Here is a 20,743-nt window from a genome sequence, read left to right as displayed (position 1 = left end):
GGGGTGTTTGGCCCCACCCGCCGGGGCCGCGGGCGCCCCCCGCGCCCCCCCCCCCCCCCCGGGGGGCCCCCCCCCCCCCCGGGGGGGGGGGGGCCGGGCCCGGGCCTGGTTTAAGGGGGGCGGCCCGGAATGGGACCATGAGGGCATGACGACCGTGCCGGCCACCTGGCGCTCCCGGCTCACCCGCGCGGGCCTCGACACCCTGACCGGAGCGGCCGTCGCCGCCGGAGCCCTGGCGTCGATCGTCCTCTTCCTCACCACCGCCTACTTCATCGTGCTGTGCCTGATCGGCATCGGCTTCCTCGCCCTGCCCTATCTGACCCGCGCGGTGCGCGCGCTGTGCGACCTCAACCGGCGGGCCGCCGCCCGGTTCGGGGTCCCCGTGCCGCGCCCCTACCGGCCCGAACCCGAGGAGATCGAGCCGGACATCGTCGGCTGGATGCGCCGCTGCAAGTGGATCCTCGCCGACCCCGCGACCTGGCGCGACCTGCTGTGGCTGCTGCTCAACTGCGTGGTCGGACTGCTCGGCTTCGCACCGGCCGCGCTGCTCTACTACGCGGGGGAGGGCCTGTTCCTGGCCTGCGGACTGTGGCAGCCCCTCGCGGCCGACGGCACGGGCCGCTGGTACGTCTTCGTCACCATCGGCAGCTGGCCCGCCGCCCTGGCCGCCGTCCTCCTGGCCGCCGCCGTGTTCACGGGCTGGCTGTTCCTCGCCCGGCCCCTCCTCACCGGGTACGCCCACTTCGTACGCTTCCTGCTCGGCCCCACCCGCCGGTCCGAGCTGGCCTCCCGGGTACGCCATCTGTCCGAGACCCGCTCCGGCGCCCTCGACATCCAGGCCGCCGAACTGCGCCGCATCGAACGCGACCTGCACGACGGCGCCCAGGCCCGGCTGGTCGGCCTCGGTCTGCAACTCGGCGCCGTCGACCGCACCCTGACCCAGGACCCCGAAGCCGCCCGGCTGCTGCTGCGCGAGGCCCGCGCCTCCTCCGTGCAGGCCCTGCGCGAACTGCGGGACCTGGTCCGCGGCATCCACCCCCCGGTGCTCGCCGAACGCGGGCTCGCCGACGCCCTGCGCGCCCTCGGCCTGGCCAGCCCGCTGCATGTCACCGTGGTCGCCGACCTGCCCGAGCGACTGCCCGACCCGGTGGAGTCCGCCGTGTACTTCGCGGTGTCCGAACTGCTCACCAACGCCCTCAAGCACGCCGACGCCGAACGCGTCGAGATCGTCGCGTGGCGCGAGGACGGCACCCTGCACGCCCGCGTCACCGACGACGGCCGCGGCGGCGCCGACCCGTCGGCCGGGAGCGGCCTGACGGGCATCCGGCGGCGACTGGCATCCTTTGACGGGACCCTGGAGACCGACAGCCCCGTGGGTGGTCCCACCGTGATGAAGCTGGAGCTAGCGTGCGCGTTGTCCTCGCCGAAGACCTCTTCCTCCTGAGGCAGGGAATCATCCAACTCCTGGAGGCGTACGGCTTCGAGGTGACCGCCGCCGTCGACAACGGCACCGACCTCGCCACCGCGCTCGCCGAACACCGCCCGGACATCGCCATCGTGGACGTACGCCTGCCGCCCACCTTCACCACCGAGGGGCTCCAGGCCGCCCTGCGGGCCCGCCGCGAGCGGCCCGGACTGCCCATCCTGGTCCTGTCCCAGCACGTCGAGCAGATGTACGCCCGTGAACTGCTGGCCGACGGCACCGGCGGCATCGGCTATCTCCTCAAGGACAGCGTCCTGGACGACGAGCAGTTCATCGACGCCGTACGCCGGGTCGCGGCCGGCGGCACCGCCATGGACCCGGCCGTCGTCGCCCAGCTGATGACCAGCCACTCCCGCGACCAGCCGCTCGCCGCGCTCAGCGCCCGCGAGCGCGAAGTGCTGGAACTGATGGCCGAGGGCTGCTCGAACACCGCCATCGCGCAGCGGCTCACCGTCACCGAGGGCGCCGCCGCGAAACACATCTCCAACATCTTCACCAAGCTGCTGCTGCCCCCCTCCGGCGACAGCAACCGGCGGGTCCTCGCGGTGCTCGCCTACCTCAACGCCTGAGCCGCCGGGCAGGGGTGACTAGGGGTGACCGGGCGGCCCGCGCGCGGGTGACACTGCTGGGGCCCCGCCCGCGCGCTCCGCGCCGCAGGTCACCGCCCGGAAGGAAGCGCCCGCCCCATGACGACGACCGCCGCGCCCGACCCGCTCTGGCTACGCCGCTACCACCCCCGGCCGGACGCGACGGCCAGACTGGTGTGCCTGCCCCACGCGGGCGGCTCGGCCACCTTCTACCGCCCGGTGTCGGCGGGCCTGCCGGACTCGGTCGACGTGCTGTGCGTGCAGTACCCGGGCCGCCAGGACCGCCGGGGCGAGCCGTGCGCCACCAGCGTCCAGGAACTCGCCGACCGGATCACCCCTCTGCTGCTGCCGCACACGGACCGCCCGCTGCTCCTCTTCGGCCACAGCATGGGCGCGACCCTGGGCTTCGAGATCGCCCGCCGGCTGGAACGGGACCACGGCGTCGTCCCGCACGCCCTGTTCGCCTCCGCCCGCCGGGCCCCCTCCTGCCCGCGCGACGAGCGGGTGCATCTGCGCGACGACGACGGACTCGTCGCGGAGATGCGGGCCCTGAGCGGAACGGACGCGGCGATCCTCGACGACGAGGAACTCATCCGGATGGCGCTGCCCGCGATCCGCGCCGACTACCGCGCCGCCGAGACCTACCGCTACGAACCCGGCCCCCGCCTGCGGTGCCCCGTCACCGGCCTCGTCGGCGACGAGGACCCCAAGGTCACCGTGGCCGAGGCCCGCGCCTGGGAACGGCACACCGACGCCTCCTTCGACCTGCGTGTGTTCGCGGGCGGCCACTTCTATCTGACGGCCCACCAGCGGGAGATCCTGGACCTCCTGGCCAAGGACGCGCTGCGGCCGTGACCCGGTCCTGATCACCGGGTACGGCGGCGGCTCCGGCCACCGCGTCCGTCAGCCCTCCACGTGGAGGGAGCGCGCCGGGCACAGGTCGGTGGCCTGGAGGACCTCCTCGCGCAGCTCCTCGGGCGGTTCCTCCTGGAGGATCAGGACGAGTCCGTCGTCGTCCTGGTCGAAGACCTCGGGGCTGAGCATGGCGCACTGGCCGGACCCCACACACCGGTCGCGTTCGGCGCTGACACGCATGGGACGGGCTCCGATCGGGTCGGCGGTCACCAGGTGACGGGCAGTTCGTGGACGCCGTAGACCATGGCGTCGTCCTTGAAGCGCAGGGAGTCCGGGTCGGCGGCCAGCCGCAGGCCGGGGATGCGGCGCAGCAGGATGCCGTAGACCGCCTCCAGCTCCACCCGGGCCAGATTGGCGCCGATGCACTGGTGGATGCCGTAGCCGAACGCGAGATGGGCGCGGGCCTCCTTGCGGTGGAGGTCGAGCATGCCCGGGTCCGGGAAGACGGTCTCGTCGTGGTCGGCGGCGTTGTTGAGGGCGAGGATGCCCTCGCCCGCGCGGATGGTGACGCCGCCGATCTCGATGTCCGCCAGGGCGACGCGGGCGGTGCCGGAGTCGGAGATGGAGAAGACGCGCAGCAGTTCCTCGACCGCGTTGGGCAGCAGGCCGGGGTCCGCGCGCAGTTGGGCCAGCTGTTCGGGGTGCTCCAGCAGGGCCAGCACGCCGAGGGCGATCATGTTGGCGGTGGTCTCGTGGCCGCCGACCAGCATCAGCCGGGCCATGGTGACCACGTCGGCATGGTCGGCGACCGGCTCGGCGCGGTTCTTCTCCAGGAAGCGGCTGATGAGGTCGTCGCCGGGCTCGCTCTCCTTGCGGGTGACGAGCTGGTCGAGATAGCCGTCCAGGGCCTGGACGGCGGCCCCGTACTCCTCGGGGCTCAGGTCGTGGTTCATCATGGCCGCCGACCACTCCTCGAACCGGGCGTGGTCCTCGTAGGGCACGCCGAGCAGTTCGCAGATGACCAGCGAGGGCACCGGCAGGGCGAGGGCGGTGACCAGGTCGACCGGGCCGCCGGCGGCGAGCATCGCGGCCACCCGCTCCTCGACGATCTCCTCGATGCGCGGGCGCAGCTCGCGCACCCGGCGCGCGGTGAACTCCGGGATGAGCATCCGCCGCTGGGCGGTGTGCTGCGGCGGGTCCATGTTCAGCAGCATCAGCCGGACCTGTGCCAGCAGCTCCTCGGGGATGTGGAACTGGTGCGGGTAGCCCGGGAGTTTGAGGTTGGAGCTGACCCGGGGATCGCCCAGCACCTGCCGGACATCGTCGTGCCGGGTGATGAGCCAGGCCGGTTTGCCGTTCACCTTCAGCGCGGCCCGCGAGACCGGCTCGTCGGCGCGCAGGGCCGCGTACTCGCCGGGCTCGCTGAACGGACAGGTGCGGCGCATGGGGAACCGCGCGAGCGGCGGCCCCGCCTCGGGCACGGTGTCGGCGGACTGGGTCATGGCTGCCTTTCGGGGGACCTGGGAGGGGGGAGGCGGCGGGGCCGGGCGGCTCGTCACCAGGTGACGGGCAGCTCGTACAGGCCGTAGACGATGGCGTCGTCCTTGAACCTCAGTTCCTCGACGGGCGCGGCCAGCCGCAGGGTGGGGACCCGGCGGAACAGCGTGGTGTAGACGACGTCCAGTTCCATGCGGGCCAGGTTCTGGCCGATGCACTGGTGGACGCCGTAGCCGAACGCCAGCTGGCTGCGGGCCTCGCGGCGCACATCGAGGCGGTCGGGGTCGGGGAAGACCCGCTCGTCGTGGTTGGCGGCGTTGTTCAGCGGAAGGATGCCCTCACCGGCCCGGATGGTGACGTCGCCGATCTCGATGTCCGCCAGGGCGACGCGCGCGGTGCCCGCGTCGGAGATGGAGAAGTAGCGCAGCAGTTCCTCCACCGCCTTCGGCATCAGCGCGGGGTCGTCGCGGACGGCGGTCAGCTGCTCGGGGTGCTCCAGCAGGGCCAGCACCCCGAGGGCGATCATGTTGGCGGTGGTCTCGTGCCCCGTGACCAGCATCAGCTTGGACATGCTGACGATGTCGGAGTGCTCGACGGCGGGTGTGCGCCGGTTGAACTCGATGAGCCGGCTGATCATGTCGTCGCCCGGCTCGCGCTCCTTGGCGGTGACCAGCCCGTCGACGTACCGGTCCAGCTCGTAGTGCGCGCGGCCCCGGTCCTCGTCGCTGATGTCGTGGTTCATGATGGCCCACGCCCAGTCCTCGAACCGGCCGTGGTCCTCGTAGGGGACACCGAGCAGTTCGCAGATGACGAAGGACGGCACCGGCAGGGCGAGCGCGGTGACCAGGTCGACCGGGCCGTCGGCGCCCTTGGCGAGCAGCTGGTCGATCTGCTGGTCCACGATCTGCTGGACCCGCTCGCGCAGCTCCCGCATCCGCCGGACACTGAACTCGGGGGCCAGCATGCGGCGTTGCACGGTGTGGTCCGGCGGGTCCATGGACAGGAAGGTCAGCGGCACCGACTGGAGGATCTCCTGGGGTACCGGGACCTGGAGGGGGTAGCCGGGCAGCTTCAGGTTGGCGCTGACCCGGTCGTCCCCGAGCACCTTCTTGTACAGGTCGTGCCGGGTGATCAGCCAGGTGGCCTTGGAGTCGACCCTGAGCCGCGCGCGGGAGACCGGTTCGCTCTCGCGCAGCTCGGCGTAGGCGGCCGGCGGACTGAACGGACAGGCCCGCCGCATGGGGAACTCCGGCAGCGCGGCGTCACCGGCCGGCTCTGCGGATGCAGTCATGATGTCCTCTTCGCACGGGAGGGTGGGTGCGGGGTGGGGGGTACGGAAGCGGCGGTGCCGCGGCGGGTCCGGCCCGGCGCCGGCCGTCCCTGGCACGCTAGGAGCCGCCGTCGACGACCCGACACCCCTAGGTGCCCCTAAGGAGATCCGCTCGGCGTCGTCGACGACCGCCGCCCCGGCGGCGAACCAATTCCGGACAGGTCTGTCCGCGCCTGGCCCGAACGTGACGGCTCGGCATGGAGCCCCGGAGAACTGCGTGGTACGTTCACGAAATTCGCGCGGCCTCCGACGAGGCGCTCGGCGAGCTGCTCGCCGGCGGGACGGCTCGCGGCGAGTTCACCAGAGCGCATGCCGGGTCAGCGCAATTCTCCAGAAAAGACCTGCAAAAAAAGGCGCCGGAGTCCCTCCGGGCGTCGGGAATAGGCATGCCATTTTTCTGTCGTTCCCACGGTCAATTCACATGGGCCTGACCGGTGAAATTCCTGAGCGAAGAATATTGACACCAAAAATCTGGGCGTGTGAGCATGAATTCATGAACGAACTCCCGAAGTTACCGTTCGACAATCCCGCCGCCATAGGCATCGCGCCCCGAATGCGCGCACTTCAGCAGGAGGGGCCGATCTCCAGGGTGCGGACCGCCGGTGAGGACGCCTGGCTGGTCACCCGCTACGACGAGGTGCGGTCACTGCTCGCCGACCGCCGGCTCGGTCTCAGCGACCCCAACCCGCGCCGGTCGGCCAAGAGCACGGCCCGGAGCACCATGATGGCGCTGATGGCCGGGGACGACCACGCCACCGAGGCCACCGAGCATCCCCAGATGAGGGACCTGCTCGTGCCCCGGTTCTCCACGCGCCGGATGCGCCTCATGAAGCCCCGGATCGAGCGGCATGTGGACGAACTGCTCGACGAGATGGCCGCCGGCCCCGCCCCGGCCGACCTGCACCACGCGCTGTCGTTCCCGTTGCCGACCATGGTGATCTGCGATCTGCTCGGCGTGCCGCTGGCCGACCGGGATCGATTCGGGCAATGGGCGAGAGGCACCTTCGACGAGAGCGACACCCGGCACTCGGCGAACACCTTTCAACAGGTGGTCGATTACACGACAGAATTGGTGGCGCGCAAGCGAATCGAGCCGGGCGACGACCTTTTGTCCGAGCTGATCGCCGAAAAGGACGGCGCACTGTCCGACGCGTCCATCGCGCATCTGGGCAACGCCGTGCTGCTGTTCGGCTATGAGACCACCATCGCGCGTATCGACCTGGGCACCCTGCTGCTGCTGCGCGATCCGGCTCAGCGCGCCTTGCTGGCCGAGCATCCCGAACTCGCGCCGGCCGCGGTCGAGGAGACCCTGCGCCTGGGTGTCGGCGGCAAGGGATCCAACGCGCTGATACCCCGCTACGCGCACAGCGACATCACCGTCGGCGAGACGGTGATCCGGACCGGGGACGCGGTGCTGCTGGCCATCGGCGCGGCCAACATCGACGGCCGGGCGTTCCCCGACGCCGACCGGCTCGACCTGACCCGGGAGAGGCCCAAGTCGCACCTGGCGTTCGGGCACGGCACCCGGCACTGCGTCGGCCGTGTGCTGGCCCGGATCGAGCTGACCGCGGTGTTCGAGCGGCTGTTCCGCAGACTCCCCGACCTCCGGCTCGCGGTGCCCGAGGAGTCACTGCGCTGGCAGGAGCACCGGATCACCGGCGGGTTCGATGAGATCCCCGTGACGTTCTGAGCGGCGCCGATGACCGGCTGCGGCCCCGGTGGTCACCGCGAGCGGTGTGGACCGACGATCGGGCGGTGGCCGCGGGATCCGGCGAAACCCCTCATGTCGCACGGCGCACGAAACCCCGGTCATGTCGTACGGCTCACCGCTGTGCGGCCTGGCTGTTCCCGAGTTCCGCCAGCCGGGCCAGGGCCGGCAGGGCCGCCGCGATCGCCTGACGTTCCCCGGGCGTCAACTGGGCGACGAGAGGGTGCAGATGACGGCTGCGGTCCGCGTCCCGGGACACGCCGATCTCGCGGCCGGCCTCGGTGATGTGGACGAGGGAGGCCCGGCCGTCCGCCGGGTCCGGTCTGCGTTCCACGAGGCCGTCGCGTTCGAGGCGGGTGACCAGCTGGGTGAGCCCCGGCTGGCTCATCTGCTCGGTCCTGACCAGCTCGGACAGCCGTTTCGGGCCGCTGACGGCCAACGTGTCCAGCACGGAGAGCATCGTGAACGACAGCTTCCGCACAGCGGGAAGCCGGATGTAGTAGCGGTTGAAGCTCTCGATGGCCCGGGTGAGGTCGCCCACGTCCAGGTCGGTGTCGTGCGCGGTGCGCTTTGCGGAAGTCACCCTAGAAATGTATCGCAGAACTATATAAGCTGTGATTCGATTGCCTCGCCAGAGCATCACCTGGCGTGACGGCTGTGAGGGATCACAGCCGTCGGCGCACGCTCACCGGATCGGCCCACTGACCGGCCCGGCCGCCCCACCCTCCTGAGCGTCGGCACCGGCCGTCCCCGGCGGTCGTCCCTCGTCACCTCCGCCGCACCCGACGCCATCGAAGTCGTCGGCCCGGCCCGGCCGCTGACGCTCCTTCCCCCGCTCCCCCCGGCATCCCCCGCACACCCGCCACCAGGACAAGGAACCATGACCGACACCTTCAGCGACTACGTCGACTGCACGCCGCTGCTCGACGACCGCGCGGCCCTCGACTCGTTCTACGAGGAGCACGGCTACCTCTACTTACGCGGCGCCCTGGACCGCGCCCTCGTGCGGACCGCCGCCGAGCAGATGCTCTCGGGCCTGATCGCACTCGGCCACGCCGCCCCCGGTACTACGCTCGACACCCTCACCATCGAGTCCTTCGAGGCGGTCGACGAAGTGGCGATGCACGACCACGTCAAGTACGACGACCTGTGGAACCACCCCTCGACCCGCGCCCTCTGGGACAAGGTCCTGGGCGAGCCCGCCTACGTCTTCAAGTCGACGACGATCCGCTATTACCCCTCCGCCGCGGGCTCCGCTGAGCCGAGCTTTCTGACCCCGCTGCACCAGGACGGCTTCTACATCGGCCCGAACAAAGACTTCCGCACCGCCTGGATACCGCTGCTCCCGACCACCCAGGGCATAGGCGGCGTCGCCGTCGCCGACGGCAGCCACAGGAAGGGCCCGCGCGAGCACGTCGTCACCGAGCACTTCCGCCGCTTCGGCCACGCCGTACGAGGCATCCCGGCACAGGAGTTCGGCGCGGACGAGCAGCTGCTGTTCTCGCCCATGGAACCGGGCGACGTGATCCTCTTCCACGCCTACATGTGTCACAAGTCCATCCCCAATGTCTCGGCGGACCCGGCCGGCATGCGGATGTCGATGGACACCCGCATCCAGCCCGCCTCCTCGCACCGCGGGTTCAACGCACTGACCCCCTGGACCCAGTCCGCGAAGGACGCCTCCAAGGGAATCCTGTCGAAGATCACCGGCACCCCCACCACCGTCGAGTGACATCGTCCCCCCGCACCCGTCCCCACCGTCCCCTCACCAACGCCCGGGTAGGCAGCGCATGACGAACCGCGAGGGCCTCCCCCCTCTGACGGAGCCCGACGCGACACCGGCGCCCCCGGCCGCCGCCGAACCGGCCGCCGCGGGACTCAGCGGCATCGCCCTCCTGGTGGTGCTCACCGGATACGCCCTGTCCATCGTGGACGCCTCCATCGTCAATGTGGCGCTTAGCTCGATCAGTGACGACCTGCACGGCGGCCCCGCCGCACTGGAACTGGTGGTGTCCGGCTACGGCCTCACCTACGCCCTCGGCCTGGTACTGGGCGGACGGCTCGGCGACGCCTTCGGCAGACGGCGCCTGTACGCCTACGGGCTCGCGGCGTTCACCGTCACCTCGGCGCTGTGCGGACTCGCCCCGACCATCGAGTTCCTCGTCGCGGCCCGGCTGCTGCAAGGTGCCGCCGCCGCCATGCTCGTACCGCAGGTGCTGGCGACGATCCAGGCGGCCACCGAGGGGCAGACGCGCGCCCGTGCGATCGGCAGGTACGGCGCCACCGCGGCCGTCGGCATGGTCATCGGGCAGATCCTGGGCGGACTGCTGGTCTCGCTGGACATCGCCGGGATCGGCTGGCGGTCCGTCTTCGCGATCAATGTGCCGATCGGCGTGGCCGCGCTGCTGGCCGTCCGGCGCGTCCCCGCGACCCGGGCCGACCGGAAGCCGGGCTTCGACCCGCTGGGCACCGCGCTGTTCGGTGCCACCATGATCTGTGTCCTGGCCGTGGTCGTCGCGGGCCCCGACCTGGGCTGGCCGCTGTGGCTGTGGTCGCTGCTCGTGCTCGCCGCCGTCTCGGCGCTGGCGCTGGCGCGGGCCGAGCGCCGGCTGGAGGCGCGGGGCGGCTCACCGCTGCTGTCCCCGACGGTGCTGTCCCATCCGGGGCTGCGCACCGGACTCGCGGCGGTGGTGCCGTTCTCGGCCGGCTTCGCCGGCTTCCTGTTCGTCTACGCGCTGGTCGCCCAGGGGCACTTCGGCCTCGGCGGGCTCGCCTCCGGCGGGGTGCTGACGCCGTTCGCCGGAGCGTTCTTCGCCGTCACGCTGTTCACCCCGAGGATCGCCGCGGCCCTGGGCAGCCGGATCGTCACCCTGGGCGCCCTCGTCCAGGGCGTGGGTCTGCTGCTGCTGGCGCTGGTGATGTGGCTGGGCTGGCCGCACCCCTCCCTGGCGCTCGTGCTCGTCGGGATCGGCCTCTTCGGCGCCGGCGCGGCCCTGATCGGCCCGACGCTGTTCCGGCTGATCCTCGCCGACGTGCCCCCCGCACAGGCCGGCATGGGCAGCGGTGTGCTGGTGACCAGCCAGCAGATGGCGACCGCGCTCGGCGCGACCGTCTGCGGAACCCTCTACATCTCCCTGGCCGACTGGCTGTCGACGGCGTCGGCGGCCGTGCTCGTGCTCGCCCTCCTGGCCGGTCTCTCGATGATCGTGCTCGTGATCAGCCTGAAGCTCCCCGACCCCAGCTGACACCCATCCCAGCTGACACCTTCACCCCCCACCCCCCACCCCCCACCCCCCACCCCCCACCTCGCGCGAGCCGATCCAGACCTTCTGGTGGGCTGCGGCACGCCCTCGTCCGGCGTGCCCGCGCGCAGAAGCGGAGGAAGCCAAGTGCACTTACCGACAAGGACAGCCGTGGTGACCGGCGCGGCCAGCGGCATAGGCCTCGCCCTCAGCGCCCGCTTCGCCCGCGCAGGCGCCCGCGTGGTCATGGCGGACATCGCGGGCGACGCCCTGCACCACAGGGCCGCCGAACTCACCGCACAGGGCGCCCAGGTCACCGCCGTGACCGCCGACCTGACCGACCCGGACACCGTCGCACGGCTCGCGGACACGGCGTTCGGTCTGCTCGGCGACATCGACGTGGTGTGCAACAACGCCGGGGTCATCGGCCCCGTGGGACAGCCCCTGTGGGAGGTGCCGCTGGCGCGGATGCGGCAGGTCTTCGAGGTCAACCACTGGGCGCATCTCCTGGTGGCCCGCGCCTTCGTGCCCCGGCTGCTGGAGCGCGGCCGGCCCGCCCATCTGATCCACACCGCCTCGATGTCCGCCTTCGTCGTCGGCGCCGGCAGCGCCGCCTACGCCGCCTCCAAACACGCCGACCTCGCCATCGCCCGCAGTCTGCGCGCCGATCTGCGGGGCACCGCGGTGCGGGTGTCGGTGCTGTGCCCCGGCCGGGTCGACACGCCCATGGTCCACGGCCTGACGGCGCCGCGCGACGCGGGCGGCGACACCTCCGTGAGCGCCGACGACGTCGCCCGGCTCGTGGGGGACGCCCTCGGCTCCGACCGCTTCTATCTCTTCAGCAACCCGGACGCCCCGCTGCGGCTGCGCGATCAGTTCGACGACGTACGGCGTCATGTCTCCCTTCCGCCCCCGTCCCCCGAGGAGGAACTGTGCCCCGAGCCGAAAGCGACGACCGCGGCGATGAAACAGTGACCATCGACCTGGCCGCGGTACGGGAGAAATACCGGCAGGAACGCGACAAGCGCAGCGCCGGCCGCAGCTACCGGTTCGCGCGCGGCGACCTCAGCCGCTACGCGCGCGACCCCTACACCGAGCGGACCGAGCGCGAGCCGCTCACCGACGAGGTGGACATCGCCGTCGTCGGCGCCGGCATCGGCGGCCTGCTGACCGGCGCCCACCTGCGCGAGGAGACCGGCCTGGAACGCATCCGGCTGATCGACGAGGCCGGTGACGTCGGCGGCACCTGGTACTGGAACCGCTTCCCGGGCGTGCGGTGCGACGTCGAGAGCTACATCTACATGCCGTTGCTCGAGGAGACCGGCACGATCCCCACCGAGAAGTACTCCACCGGGCCCGAGATCCTCGCCCACCTCCAGCGGATCGCCCACCGGTACGACCTCTACCGCGACGCCCTCTTCCAGACCGCCGTCACCGAACTGCGCTGGGACGAGACCGCGGGCCAGTGGCTGGTGAGCACCGACCGCGGGGATCTGATCCGGGCCCGGTACGTGGCCATGTCGATCGGCCTGATGCACCGCCCCAAACTCCCCGGACTGCCGGGCCTCGACACCTTCGCCGGGCACTCCTTCCACACCAGCCGCTGGGACTTCGACTACACCGGCGGCGACAGCACCGGCAACCTGACCAGGCTGCGGGACAAGACGGTCGGCGTCATCGGCACCGGCTCGACGGCCATCCAGGTCGCCCCGCACCTCGCCGAGTGGGCCGAACGGCTCGTCCTCTTCCAGCGCACCCCGGCCGCGGTCGACGTCCGCGGCAACCGGCCCACCCCGCCCGGCTGGGCGGACCGTCTCGAACCGGGCTGGCAGCAGCGCCGGATGGAGAACTTCCACGCGCTGACCTCCGGGGTCCCGCAGGACGAGGACCTGGTCCAGGACCGCTGGACCCAGACCACGGCCCAGCTGGCCGCCGCGATCCTGCCCACCGGCGACACCGGGGGCGACCCGACGGAGCGGGCGCTCGCGGCCGAACGGGCGGACTTCCGCAAGATGGAGGAGCTGCGCGCCCGGATCGACAGCGTGGTCAGCGACCCGGCGACCGCCGCCGCCCTCAAGCCCTACTACCGCGTGTACTGCAAGCGGCCCTGCTTCCACGACGGCTACCTCCAGACCTTCAACCGGCCCAACGTGACCCTGGTCGACACCCAGGGGCGGGGCGTGGAGCGGCTCACCCCGGCCGGGGTCGTCGCGAACGGCCAGGAGTACCCGGTCGACTGCCTGGTGTTCGCCACCGGCTACGAGCACGAGTTCGCCGTCCCGTACACCGACCGGGCCGGCTACGACATCGTCGGCCGCGACGGTGTGCGGCTGTCGGAGAAATGGGCGGACGGGGCGCACACCCTGCACGGACTCCAGGTGCACGGCTTCCCCAACTGCTTCATCCTGTCCAAGGCCCAGGCCGGCCGGCATGTCAACATCGCCTACATGCTGGGCGAGCAGACCCGGCACCTCGCGCACATCGTCGGCCGCGTCGAGGAGCGTGGCCACCGGGTCGTGGAGGCGTCCGAGGCCGGTGAGAAGGAATGGGTCGAGGAGATCCTCCGGCTGGCCACCAACGACCTGGACTTCCTGGAGAACTGCACGCCCGGCCTCTACAACAACGAGGGCGACCCGAGCGGACTGCCCCTGCTCAACTCCAGCTACGGCGGCGGCTCGGTGGAGTTCGTGAACATCCTCCGGCGCTGGCGCGAGGCGGGCGACCTCGCCGGCCTCGAACTGCGCTGACCACCCCACCCTTCTGCGAAAGGCGGCAACGCCCATGGACGTGAGGCCGATACCCGGCGCCGCTCTCGGCGCCGTCGTGCACGGCGCCCATGTCGCCGGCGACATGGACAGGACCCAGTTCGAGAAGATCTGGGCGGCGCTCGACACACATCTCGTACTCGTCTTCCGCGGCCACGAGACCCCCTCCTACGAGGAGTTCCTCGCCTTCGGCCGCCGCTTCGGACACATCCCGAAGACCGGTCTGACCAGCGGCGCCCACCCCGACCACAACGAGATCCTGATCGTCTCCCACCTGGAGGAGGACGGCCGCCGGATCGGCGTCGGCGACGCCGGCTGGATGGGCTGGCACACCGACTACTCCTTCCGCCCCCGCGTCTCCCAGGTCGGCTTCCTGGAAGCCGTGGAAGTGCCTTCCTCCGGCGGCGGGGAGACCCTCTTCACCGACATGTACGCCCTGTACGAGTCGCTGTCGCCGCAAGAGCGCCGGAGCCTGCACTCCTACCGGGTCCGCCACGCCCTGCGCACCGGCTACGAGGAGACCATCGAGGAGCGGCTCCAGCGGGAGGTGTCCCTCGGCGAGAGCGGCGAACAGATCCAGCCCGAGGACGGCACCTCCACCATCCATCCGCTGATCGCCCGCAATCCGCGCACCGGCCGCCGGTCGGTCTACATCAGCACCCTGAACACCGAGCGGATCGTGGACCTCGCCCCCGACGAGAGCCGCAAGCTGCTCGACGAACTGCTCTCGCACGCGGGCAGGCCCCGCCACACCTACGCGCACACCTGGCAGCCCGGCGACATCGTCATGTGGGACCAGCTCGGCACCGTCCACGCCAAGCAGGCGTTCGACCCGGCCGAACGGCGCGTCCTGCGCCAGGTCGTCAGCATCTTCGACGACCCGGCCGACCCCTGGCGCACGGAGGCCGCCCTATGAGCACCGCCCCCGCCTGTCTGCGCCACAGCCGGATCACCATCACCCCGGCACTGCGCGCCGCCGTCGACCGGCTCGACCACCGCTCACGTCACCAGGCGTCCTACCACTTCGGCTGGATCACCGCCGGCGGCGCGCCCACCAGCGCCGACGCCGGCAAGGCCGTCCGTCCGGCACTCGCGCTGCTGTCGGCCCAGGCGGTCGGCGCACCACCGGAGGTGGCCCTGCCCGGCGCCGTCGCCGTGGAACTGGTGCACAACTTCTCCCTGGTGCACGACGATCTGATGGACGGCGACGAGGAGCGCCGCCACCGCCGCACGGTATGGAAACTGTGGGGCCCCGCGGGCGCCATCCTCACCGGTGACGCGATGCTGGCGCTCGCCCAGGAGGTGCTCCTGGACACCGGGCTGCCGACGGCCGCCCCCGCGGCCCGGCTGCTGGCCCGCACCACCCGGAACCTGATCCGCGGCCAGGTCCAGGACCTCGCCTTCGAACAGCGCTCGCACGTCACGGTCGACGAATGCGTCGACATGGCCGCCGGCAAGACCGGCGCGCTGCTGTCGGCGAGCGCCGCGATCGGCGCCGTCCTCGCCGGGGCACCGGAGGCGACGGTGGACGCGCTGGCGCTCTACGGCGACCAGCTCGGCATCGCCTTCCAGCTCGTCGACGACGTGCTCGGCATCTGGGGCGACCCGGCCGTCACCGGCAAGCCGGTCCACTCCGATCTGCGCTCCCGCAAGAAATCCCTGCCGGTGAGCCACGCACTGAACCAGCACGGCCCGCTCAGCGACGAACTGGCCCGCTGGCTCACCACCCCCGGCGAAGCCGACGAGGAGCAGCTGCGGCGGGTGGCCGGCCTGATCGAGGGCGCCGGCGGCCGGCACTGGGCGCTTGCCGAGGCCGCCCGGCGGATGGCGCTGGCCGAGGCCGCGCTGCGCGGCGCCGAGCTGGACGCCGGCGCGCGGGACGAGCTGCTCGCGCTCGGGCGGTTCGTCGTCGACCGAGAGGGCTGAGACCGGGCCGGCCCCCTACCCGTATGCCCCTTTTCTGACTTCTGACCCTCCGATCAGGGCAGTACACCCCACGCCAGGGCACCGCCATGCCCACTGTCCTTCCGCCACCCACCCCGAAGGATCCCCTCATGCCCCAGGACGTCGATTTCCACATCCCCTTGCCGGGCCGGCAGAGCCCGGATCACGCACGGGCCGACGCCGAGCAACTCGTCTGGCCCCGGTCGCTCGGGCTGATCAGGTCCGAGGAGGCGGCGGCACGCCATCTGCGCGGTGGCTACGCCGACCTGGCCTCCCGCTTCTACCCGCACGCCACGGGCGCCGACCTGGACCTGGGCGTCGACCTGATGTCGTGGTTCTTCCTCTTCGACGACCTCTTCGACGGGCCGCGCGGCGCGAACCCCGAGGAGACCGCACAGCTCACCGACGCGGTCGCGGCGGCGCTCGACGGCCCCCTGCCCGACAGCGCGCCCCCCATCGCCCATGGCTTCGCCGACATCTGGCGGCGCACCAGCGAGGGCATGACACCCGCCTGGTGCGCGCGCAGCGCCCGGCACTGGCGCGGCTACTTCCAGGGCTACATCGACGAGGCGGAGAGCCGCTTCCACGACACGCCCTACACCTCCGCGGCCCAGTACCTGGGCGTGCGCCGGCAGACCATCGGGGTGCAGCCCACGGTCGACCTCGCCGAGCGCGCGGGCCGCTTCGAAGTGCCGCACCGGGTCTTCGACAGCGCCGTGCTCTCCGCGATGCTCCAGATCGCCGTCGACGTCAATCTGCTGCTCAACGACATCGCCTCGCTGGAGAAGGAAGAGGCCCGCGGCGAGCAGAACAACATGGTCATGATCCTGCGCCGGGAGCACGGCTGGTCCAAGGACCGCAGCGTCGCCCATATGCAGAACGAGGTCCGCGCCCGCCTGGAGCAGTACCTCCTGCTGGAGTCCTGCCTGCCGAAGGTCGGCGACATCTACCGGCTCGACGACGCCGAGCGCGAGGCCCTGGAGCGCTACCGCGACGACGCCGTGCGCACCGTGATCCGCGGCTCCTACGACTGGCACCGCTCCTCGGGCCGCTACGACGCCGAGTTCGCGCTCGCCGCCGGCGCCCAGGGCTACCTGGAGGAACTGGGCCGCACCACCCGCTAGTAGCAGCTCCACCCGACAGGCAAAGAGGGGAAGTTGAGAACCGTATGACCGAGCAGACCACCTTCTCGGCGGGAGCCGCGCCCGGGGCGCTCCCCGTCGTGGGACACGCCCTCCAGATGATGCGTCACCCCGTGGACTTCATGACCTCGCTCGCGGCCCACGGCGACCTGGTCGAGATCAAGATCGGCCCCACCCCCGCCTACGTCCCGACCCACCCCGACCTGCTGCGGCACGTCCTGACCAACGACCGGGTCTTCGACAAGGGCGGCGTCTTCTACGACCGCGCCCGCGACATCGCCGGCAACGGCCTGGTCACCTGCCCGTTCGCCGACCACCGCCGCCAGCGCCGCCTGATGCAGTCGGCGTTCACCCGCGGCCAGCTCAAGCGCTACGCCGAGGCCATGCACGCCGAGATCGAGGACACGGCCTCACGCTGGCGGGACGGCATGGTCGTCGACGCCTTCCAGGAGATGTACGGCATGGCCCTGCGCACGGTCGGCCGCACCCTGTACTCCACCCCCGTCAGCCCCGAACTGGCGGCGAAGGTGGAACGATCCTTCGACGTCGTCCTCAACGGCCTGTTCCGGCAGATGTTCCTGCCGTCCTCGATCCGCCGGCTGCCCCTGCCGTCCCAGCGCCGCTACCGGCGCAACCTGGACTTCCTGCACGAGACCACCCAGCACCTCATCGACGACTACCGCAGCTCCGGCACCGAGCGCGACGACCTGCTCGCCGCCCTGCTCGCCGCCCGCGACGACGACGGCGGCCGGCTCGCCGACAAGGAGATCCACGACCAGGTCATCACCGTCATGGCGGCCGGCACCGAGACCGTCGCCGGCACCCTCACCTGGGTCTTCTACCTCCTCTCCCAGCACCCGGAGATCGAGGCCGCGCTCTACGACGAGATCGACACCGTCCTCGACGGCCGCGCCCCGCAGTGGGACGACCTGCCGAACCTCTCGCTGGCCGACCGGATCATCTCCGAGACCCTGCGCCTGCACCCGCCGGCCTGGCTGTTCACCCGCCTCACCGCCGCCCCGGCCGAACTCGCGGGCCGCCGGCTGCCCGCCGGCTCCACCGTCGTCTTCAGCCCCGCCGCGGTCGCCCGGTACGAGGACGCCTTCGACACCCCCGAGCGGTTCGACCCCGACCGCTGGCTCCCGGACCGCGTCGCGCCCGCCGCCCGCCACGCCTACGTGCCCTTCGGCACCGGCGCCCGCAAGTGCATCGGCGACCTCTACGCACGGACCGAGGCCACCCTGGGACTCGCCACCATCCTCGGCCGCTGGCGGGTCACCTGCGAGCCCGGCATGGACATCCGCCCGGTCCCGCTGGCCACCGTCTACCACCCGCGCCGGCTGCGCCTGCGGCTGGACGCCCGCACCCCGCGCCGGACCACCCTCGCCGTCCCCGCCCCGGCCGGCGGTGACACATGAGCGCAGGCAACGTCGTCCTGGCCCAGCCGCGCGGCTTCTGCGCGGGCGTACGGCGGGCCATCGGCATCGTCGAACGGGCACTGGACCTGCACGGGGCGCCGGTGTACGTGCGCAAGGAGATCGTGCACAACCACTACATCGTCTCGGAGCTGCAAAAGCGCGGCGCGGTCTTCGTCGACAGCGAGGAGGAGGTCCCGCAGGGCGCGGTCTGTGTCTTCTCCGCGCACGGCGTCGCCCCGGGAGTGCGCACCGCCGCCGCCGGCCGGCGGCTCGAAGTCATCGACGCGACCTGCCCGCTGGTCTCCAAGGTCCACCAGGAAGCCGTGCGCTTCGCCCGCGACGGCCGCACCATCCTCCTCGTCGGGCACGAGGGCCACGAAGAGGTCGAGGGCGTGCTCGGCGAGGCCCCCGACCGGATCGTCGTCATCGAGACCGAGGACGACGTACGGCGCCTGGACCTGGCCGACGACACCCCGGTCGCCGTCCTCACCCAGACCACCCTCTCCTTCGACGAGACCGCGCGCGTCGTCGCGGCCCTGCGCACCCGCTTCAGCGACCTGATCACCCCCGGCGACGACATCTGCTACGCCAGCCAGAACCGGCAGAACGCCGTCAAGGACCTCGCCCGCGACAACGACCTCGTCCTGATCGTCGGCTCGCACAACTCCAGCAACTCGCTGCGCATGGTCGAGGTGGCCCGCGACCACGGCGCCGCCGCCCATCTGGTGCCCGACGCAGCGCACCTCGAAGCGGCCTGGCTGAGAAATGTGTCGTCGGTCGGCATCAGCGCCGGGGCCAGCGCTCCGGAGATCCTCGTCGACGGGCTCGTCTCCCGGCTCGCCGCACTGGGCTTCGACCGGGTCGCGCTTCAGCGGGGCATCGCCGAGGACGTCGTGTTCTCCATGCCCGGCCGGCTGGCCGACCCGGTCACCGGCCGCGTCCCGCGTACCCCGCTGGCCGGCGAGGTCTCGCCCGCACCCGACGGAGTGCGATGAATCCATTACCGGAGAAAGAGGGTTGCGCCATGTCACGCCTGGAGGACATCCGGGGGCCGGAGGACCTGCGCGCCCTGACCCCGCACGCCGCCCGCGAACTGGCCCCGCAGATCCGGCGCCTGCTGGTGGACACCTGCACCGCCAACGGCGGCCACCTCGGCCCCAACCTCGGGGTCGTCGAACTGTCCATCGCCCTGCATCGCGTCTTCGACTCCCCCCGCGACAAGATCCTGTGGGACACCGGCCACCAGGCCTACGTCCACAAGATCCTCACCGGCCGCACCGAGGCCCTCGCCACGCTCCGCCGCACCGGCGGCATGTCGGGCTACCCCAGCCGCGCCGAGTCCGAGCACGACGTCATCGAGAACTCCCACGCCTCGACCGCCCTGTCCTGGGCGGACGGCCTCGCCCGCGCCAACGCCCTGCTCGGGCGGAGCGACCGCGCCGTGGTCGCCGTGGTCGGCGACGGCGCGCTCACCGGCGGCATGGCCTGGGAAGCCCTCAACAACATCGCGGCGGCCCCCGAACGCCCCGTCGTCGTGGTCCTCAACGACAACGGCCGCTCCTACGCCGCCACCGCCGGAGCCGTCGCCGGCCACCTCGCCGACCTGCGCGCGGGCGACGCCCCGCACGCCCTGTTCGAGAGCCTGGGGCTCGCCTGCATCGGCCCGGTGGACGGCCATGACATCGAGGCCGTCGAGCGGGCGCTGCGCGAGGCCGTCGCCCTGCGCAGGCCCGTGGTGGTGCACTGCGTCACCGAGAAGGGCCGTGGCCACCTCCCCGCCGAGCAGGACGACACGGACCGCTTCCACGCCGTGCGCGCCGCCTCCGCCCGGCCGCCGGCATCCGCGCCCAGCTGGACATCCGTGTTCGGCAGCGAGCTGGCCGCCCTCGCCGCCGACCGGCCGGACGTGGTCGCCGTCACCGCGGCCATGCTCGGCCCGACCGGGCTCAGCGAGTTCGCCCGCCGCCACCCCGAGCGCGTCATCGACGTCGGCATCGCCGAACAGCACGCCGTGACCACCGCCGCCGGGCTCGCCCTGGGCGGGGTGCACCCCGTCGTCGCGCTGTACGCCACCTTCCTCAACCGGGCCTTCGACCAGCTCCTCATGGACGTGGCCCTGCACCGCGCCCCGGTCACCTTCGTCCTGGACCGGGCCGGGGTGACCGGCGACGACGGCCCCTCGCACAACGGCATGTGGGACCTGTCGCTGCTGAACCTGGTGCCCGGCCTGCGGCTGGCCGCCCCACGCGACGCCGCCACCCTGCGCCGCGCCCTGTGGGAGGCCGTGGCCTGCGACGACGGCCCCACCGCCCTGCGCTTCCCCAAGGGCTCCAGCGGAGCGGACATCCCGGCCGTGGACGTCTACGCCGAGCTGGACGTCCTGCACCGCGCCGAGCGTCCCGACATTCTCCTGGTCTCCGTCGGCGCCATGGCCGCCACCTGCCTGGATGTCGCCCGGCGGCTGGCCGAGCGGGGCGTCGGCGTCACCGTCGTGGACCCCCGCTGGATCAAGCCGGTGCCACCCGAGCTGACCGCGCTCGCCGCCGAACACGCGCTGGTCGCCACGGTCGAGGACAGCGGCCGGGTCGGCGGCGTCGGGGCGCGCGTCGCCCAGGTGTTGAGCGACGCCGGGTCGGGCCTGCCGGTGCGCGTCTTCGGCCTCCCGCAGCGCTTCCTCGACCACGGCTCACGGGCCGACGTCCTCAAGGCCGCCGGCCTCACCCCCCGCCATCTCGCCCACGCGCTGCTGGAGGCCCTGCCCGCCGGATGGCG

18 protein-coding genes are annotated in these 20,743 nt (G+C 72.1%); 14 read left to right on the top strand and 4 right to left on the bottom strand.

Annotated elements, in window-relative coordinates:
• The first annotated feature begins 145 nt into the window (after nt 1-145).
• From ACFXAZ_RS36295 to ACFXAZ_RS36285, 3 genes are all read left to right on the top strand, one after another.
• A complete protein-coding gene (locus ACFXAZ_RS36295; protein ID WP_384600277.1) occupies nt 146-1,444 on the top strand; it encodes a sensor histidine kinase in 1,299 nt (432 codons plus the stop codon).
• A complete protein-coding gene (locus ACFXAZ_RS36290) occupies nt 1,408-2,052 on the top strand; it encodes a response regulator (RefSeq protein ID WP_384600274.1) in 645 nt (214 codons plus the stop codon). The genes ACFXAZ_RS36295 and ACFXAZ_RS36290 overlap by 37 nt, the downstream gene beginning before the upstream one ends.
• Nucleotides 2,053-2,169: 117 nt before the next feature.
• Nucleotides 2,170-2,925 (top strand): thioesterase II family protein, encoded by a 756-nt coding sequence (locus ACFXAZ_RS36285; protein ID WP_384600271.1) that lies wholly within the window; start codon nt 2,170-2,172, stop codon nt 2,923-2,925.
• 48 nt (nt 2,926-2,973) lie between these two features.
• On the opposite strand, the gene ACFXAZ_RS36280 is transcribed toward ACFXAZ_RS36285, so the two are convergent.
• From ACFXAZ_RS36280 to ACFXAZ_RS36270, 3 genes are read right to left on the bottom strand one after another with little or no spacing between them, the layout of a single operon-like run.
• Nucleotides 2,974-3,165 (bottom strand): ferredoxin, encoded by a 192-nt coding sequence (locus tag ACFXAZ_RS36280; RefSeq protein WP_384600268.1) that lies wholly within the window; start codon nt 3,163-3,165, stop codon nt 2,974-2,976.
• Between the two features lie 26 nt (nt 3,166-3,191).
• Complete coding sequence (locus ACFXAZ_RS36275) at nt 3,192-4,427, bottom strand: cytochrome P450 (RefSeq protein ID WP_384600265.1); 1,236 nt, start codon at nt 4,425-4,427, stop codon at nt 3,192-3,194.
• 53 nt (nt 4,428-4,480) lie between these two features.
• On the bottom strand, nt 4,481-5,713 hold the full coding sequence (locus ACFXAZ_RS36270; protein WP_384600262.1) for a cytochrome P450: 1,233 nt from the start codon (nt 5,711-5,713) through the stop codon (nt 4,481-4,483).
• Nucleotides 5,714-6,245: 532 nt separating this feature from the next.
• Here ACFXAZ_RS36270 and penM point away from each other — a divergent pair.
• The gene (gene penM / locus ACFXAZ_RS36265; RefSeq protein WP_384600258.1) at nt 6,246-7,442 is read left to right on the top strand and encodes a pentalenolactone synthase; all 1,197 of its coding nucleotides are present in this window, start codon (nt 6,246-6,248) and stop codon (nt 7,440-7,442) included.
• 133 nt (nt 7,443-7,575) lie between these two features.
• Here the strand turns inward: penM and ACFXAZ_RS36260 are convergent, their stop codons facing one another.
• Nucleotides 7,576-8,043 (bottom strand): MarR family winged helix-turn-helix transcriptional regulator, encoded by a 468-nt coding sequence (locus ACFXAZ_RS36260; protein ID WP_384600255.1) that lies wholly within the window; start codon nt 8,041-8,043, stop codon nt 7,576-7,578.
• A gap of 297 nt (nt 8,044-8,340) precedes the next feature.
• Between ACFXAZ_RS36260 and ptlH the strand changes: the two genes are divergently transcribed.
• The 10 genes from ptlH to ACFXAZ_RS36210 all read left to right on the top strand — a co-directional run.
• Entirely contained in the window at nt 8,341-9,192 is an 852-nt protein-coding gene (gene ptlH, locus ACFXAZ_RS36255; protein ID WP_384600252.1) for a 1-deoxypentalenic acid 11-beta-hydroxylase, read from the top strand.
• 58 nt (nt 9,193-9,250) lie between these two features.
• Nucleotides 9,251-10,705 (top strand): MFS transporter, encoded by a 1,455-nt coding sequence (locus ACFXAZ_RS36250; protein ID WP_384600248.1) that lies wholly within the window; start codon nt 9,251-9,253, stop codon nt 10,703-10,705.
• Between the two features lie 171 nt (nt 10,706-10,876).
• A complete protein-coding gene (gene ptlF / locus ACFXAZ_RS36245) occupies nt 10,877-11,677 on the top strand; it encodes a 1-deoxy-11-beta-hydroxypentalenate dehydrogenase (protein WP_384600244.1) in 801 nt (266 codons plus the stop codon).
• Nucleotides 11,635-13,449 (top strand): neopentalenolactone/pentalenolactone D synthase, encoded by a 1,815-nt coding sequence (gene ptlE, locus ACFXAZ_RS36240; protein ID WP_384600241.1) that lies wholly within the window; start codon nt 11,635-11,637, stop codon nt 13,447-13,449. The genes ptlF and ptlE overlap by 43 nt, the downstream gene beginning before the upstream one ends.
• 34 nt (nt 13,450-13,483) lie before the next feature.
• Complete coding sequence (gene ptlD, locus ACFXAZ_RS36235) at nt 13,484-14,383, top strand: neopentalenolactone/pentalenolactone F synthase (RefSeq protein ID WP_384600238.1); 900 nt, start codon at nt 13,484-13,486, stop codon at nt 14,381-14,383.
• A complete protein-coding gene (locus ACFXAZ_RS36230) occupies nt 14,380-15,393 on the top strand; it encodes a polyprenyl synthetase family protein (RefSeq protein ID WP_384600235.1) in 1,014 nt (337 codons plus the stop codon). The genes ptlD and ACFXAZ_RS36230 overlap by 4 nt, the downstream gene beginning before the upstream one ends.
• 128 nt (nt 15,394-15,521) lie before the next feature.
• The gene (gene ptlA, locus ACFXAZ_RS36225) at nt 15,522-16,535 is read left to right on the top strand and encodes a pentalenene synthase (RefSeq protein ID WP_384600232.1); all 1,014 of its coding nucleotides are present in this window, start codon (nt 15,522-15,524) and stop codon (nt 16,533-16,535) included.
• A 44-nt stretch (nt 16,536-16,579) separates the two neighbouring features.
• The gene (ptlI, locus tag ACFXAZ_RS36220) at nt 16,580-17,971 is read left to right on the top strand and encodes a pentalenene oxygenase (RefSeq protein WP_384600229.1); all 1,392 of its coding nucleotides are present in this window, start codon (nt 16,580-16,582) and stop codon (nt 17,969-17,971) included.
• Nucleotides 17,968-18,966: a 4-hydroxy-3-methylbut-2-enyl diphosphate reductase gene (gene ispH, locus ACFXAZ_RS36215; protein ID WP_384600226.1), complete on the top strand. Its 999-nt coding sequence runs from the start codon at nt 17,968-17,970 to the stop codon at nt 18,964-18,966. The genes ptlI and ispH overlap by 4 nt, the downstream gene beginning before the upstream one ends.
• Nucleotides 18,967-18,995: 29 nt before the next feature.
• The coding region (locus ACFXAZ_RS36210) for a 1-deoxy-D-xylulose-5-phosphate synthase (protein ID WP_384600223.1) at nt 18,996-20,743 on the top strand (1,748 nt) is incomplete at its 3' end.

Origin of the sequence: Streptomyces sp. NPDC059477 (genome assembly GCF_042749375.1) — a bacterium.
Taxonomy (GTDB): Bacteria; Actinomycetota; Actinomycetes; order Streptomycetales; family Streptomycetaceae; genus Streptomyces.
Note: the sequence above shows the minus strand (reverse complement) of the source record. Positions and strands in the feature narration are given on the sequence as shown.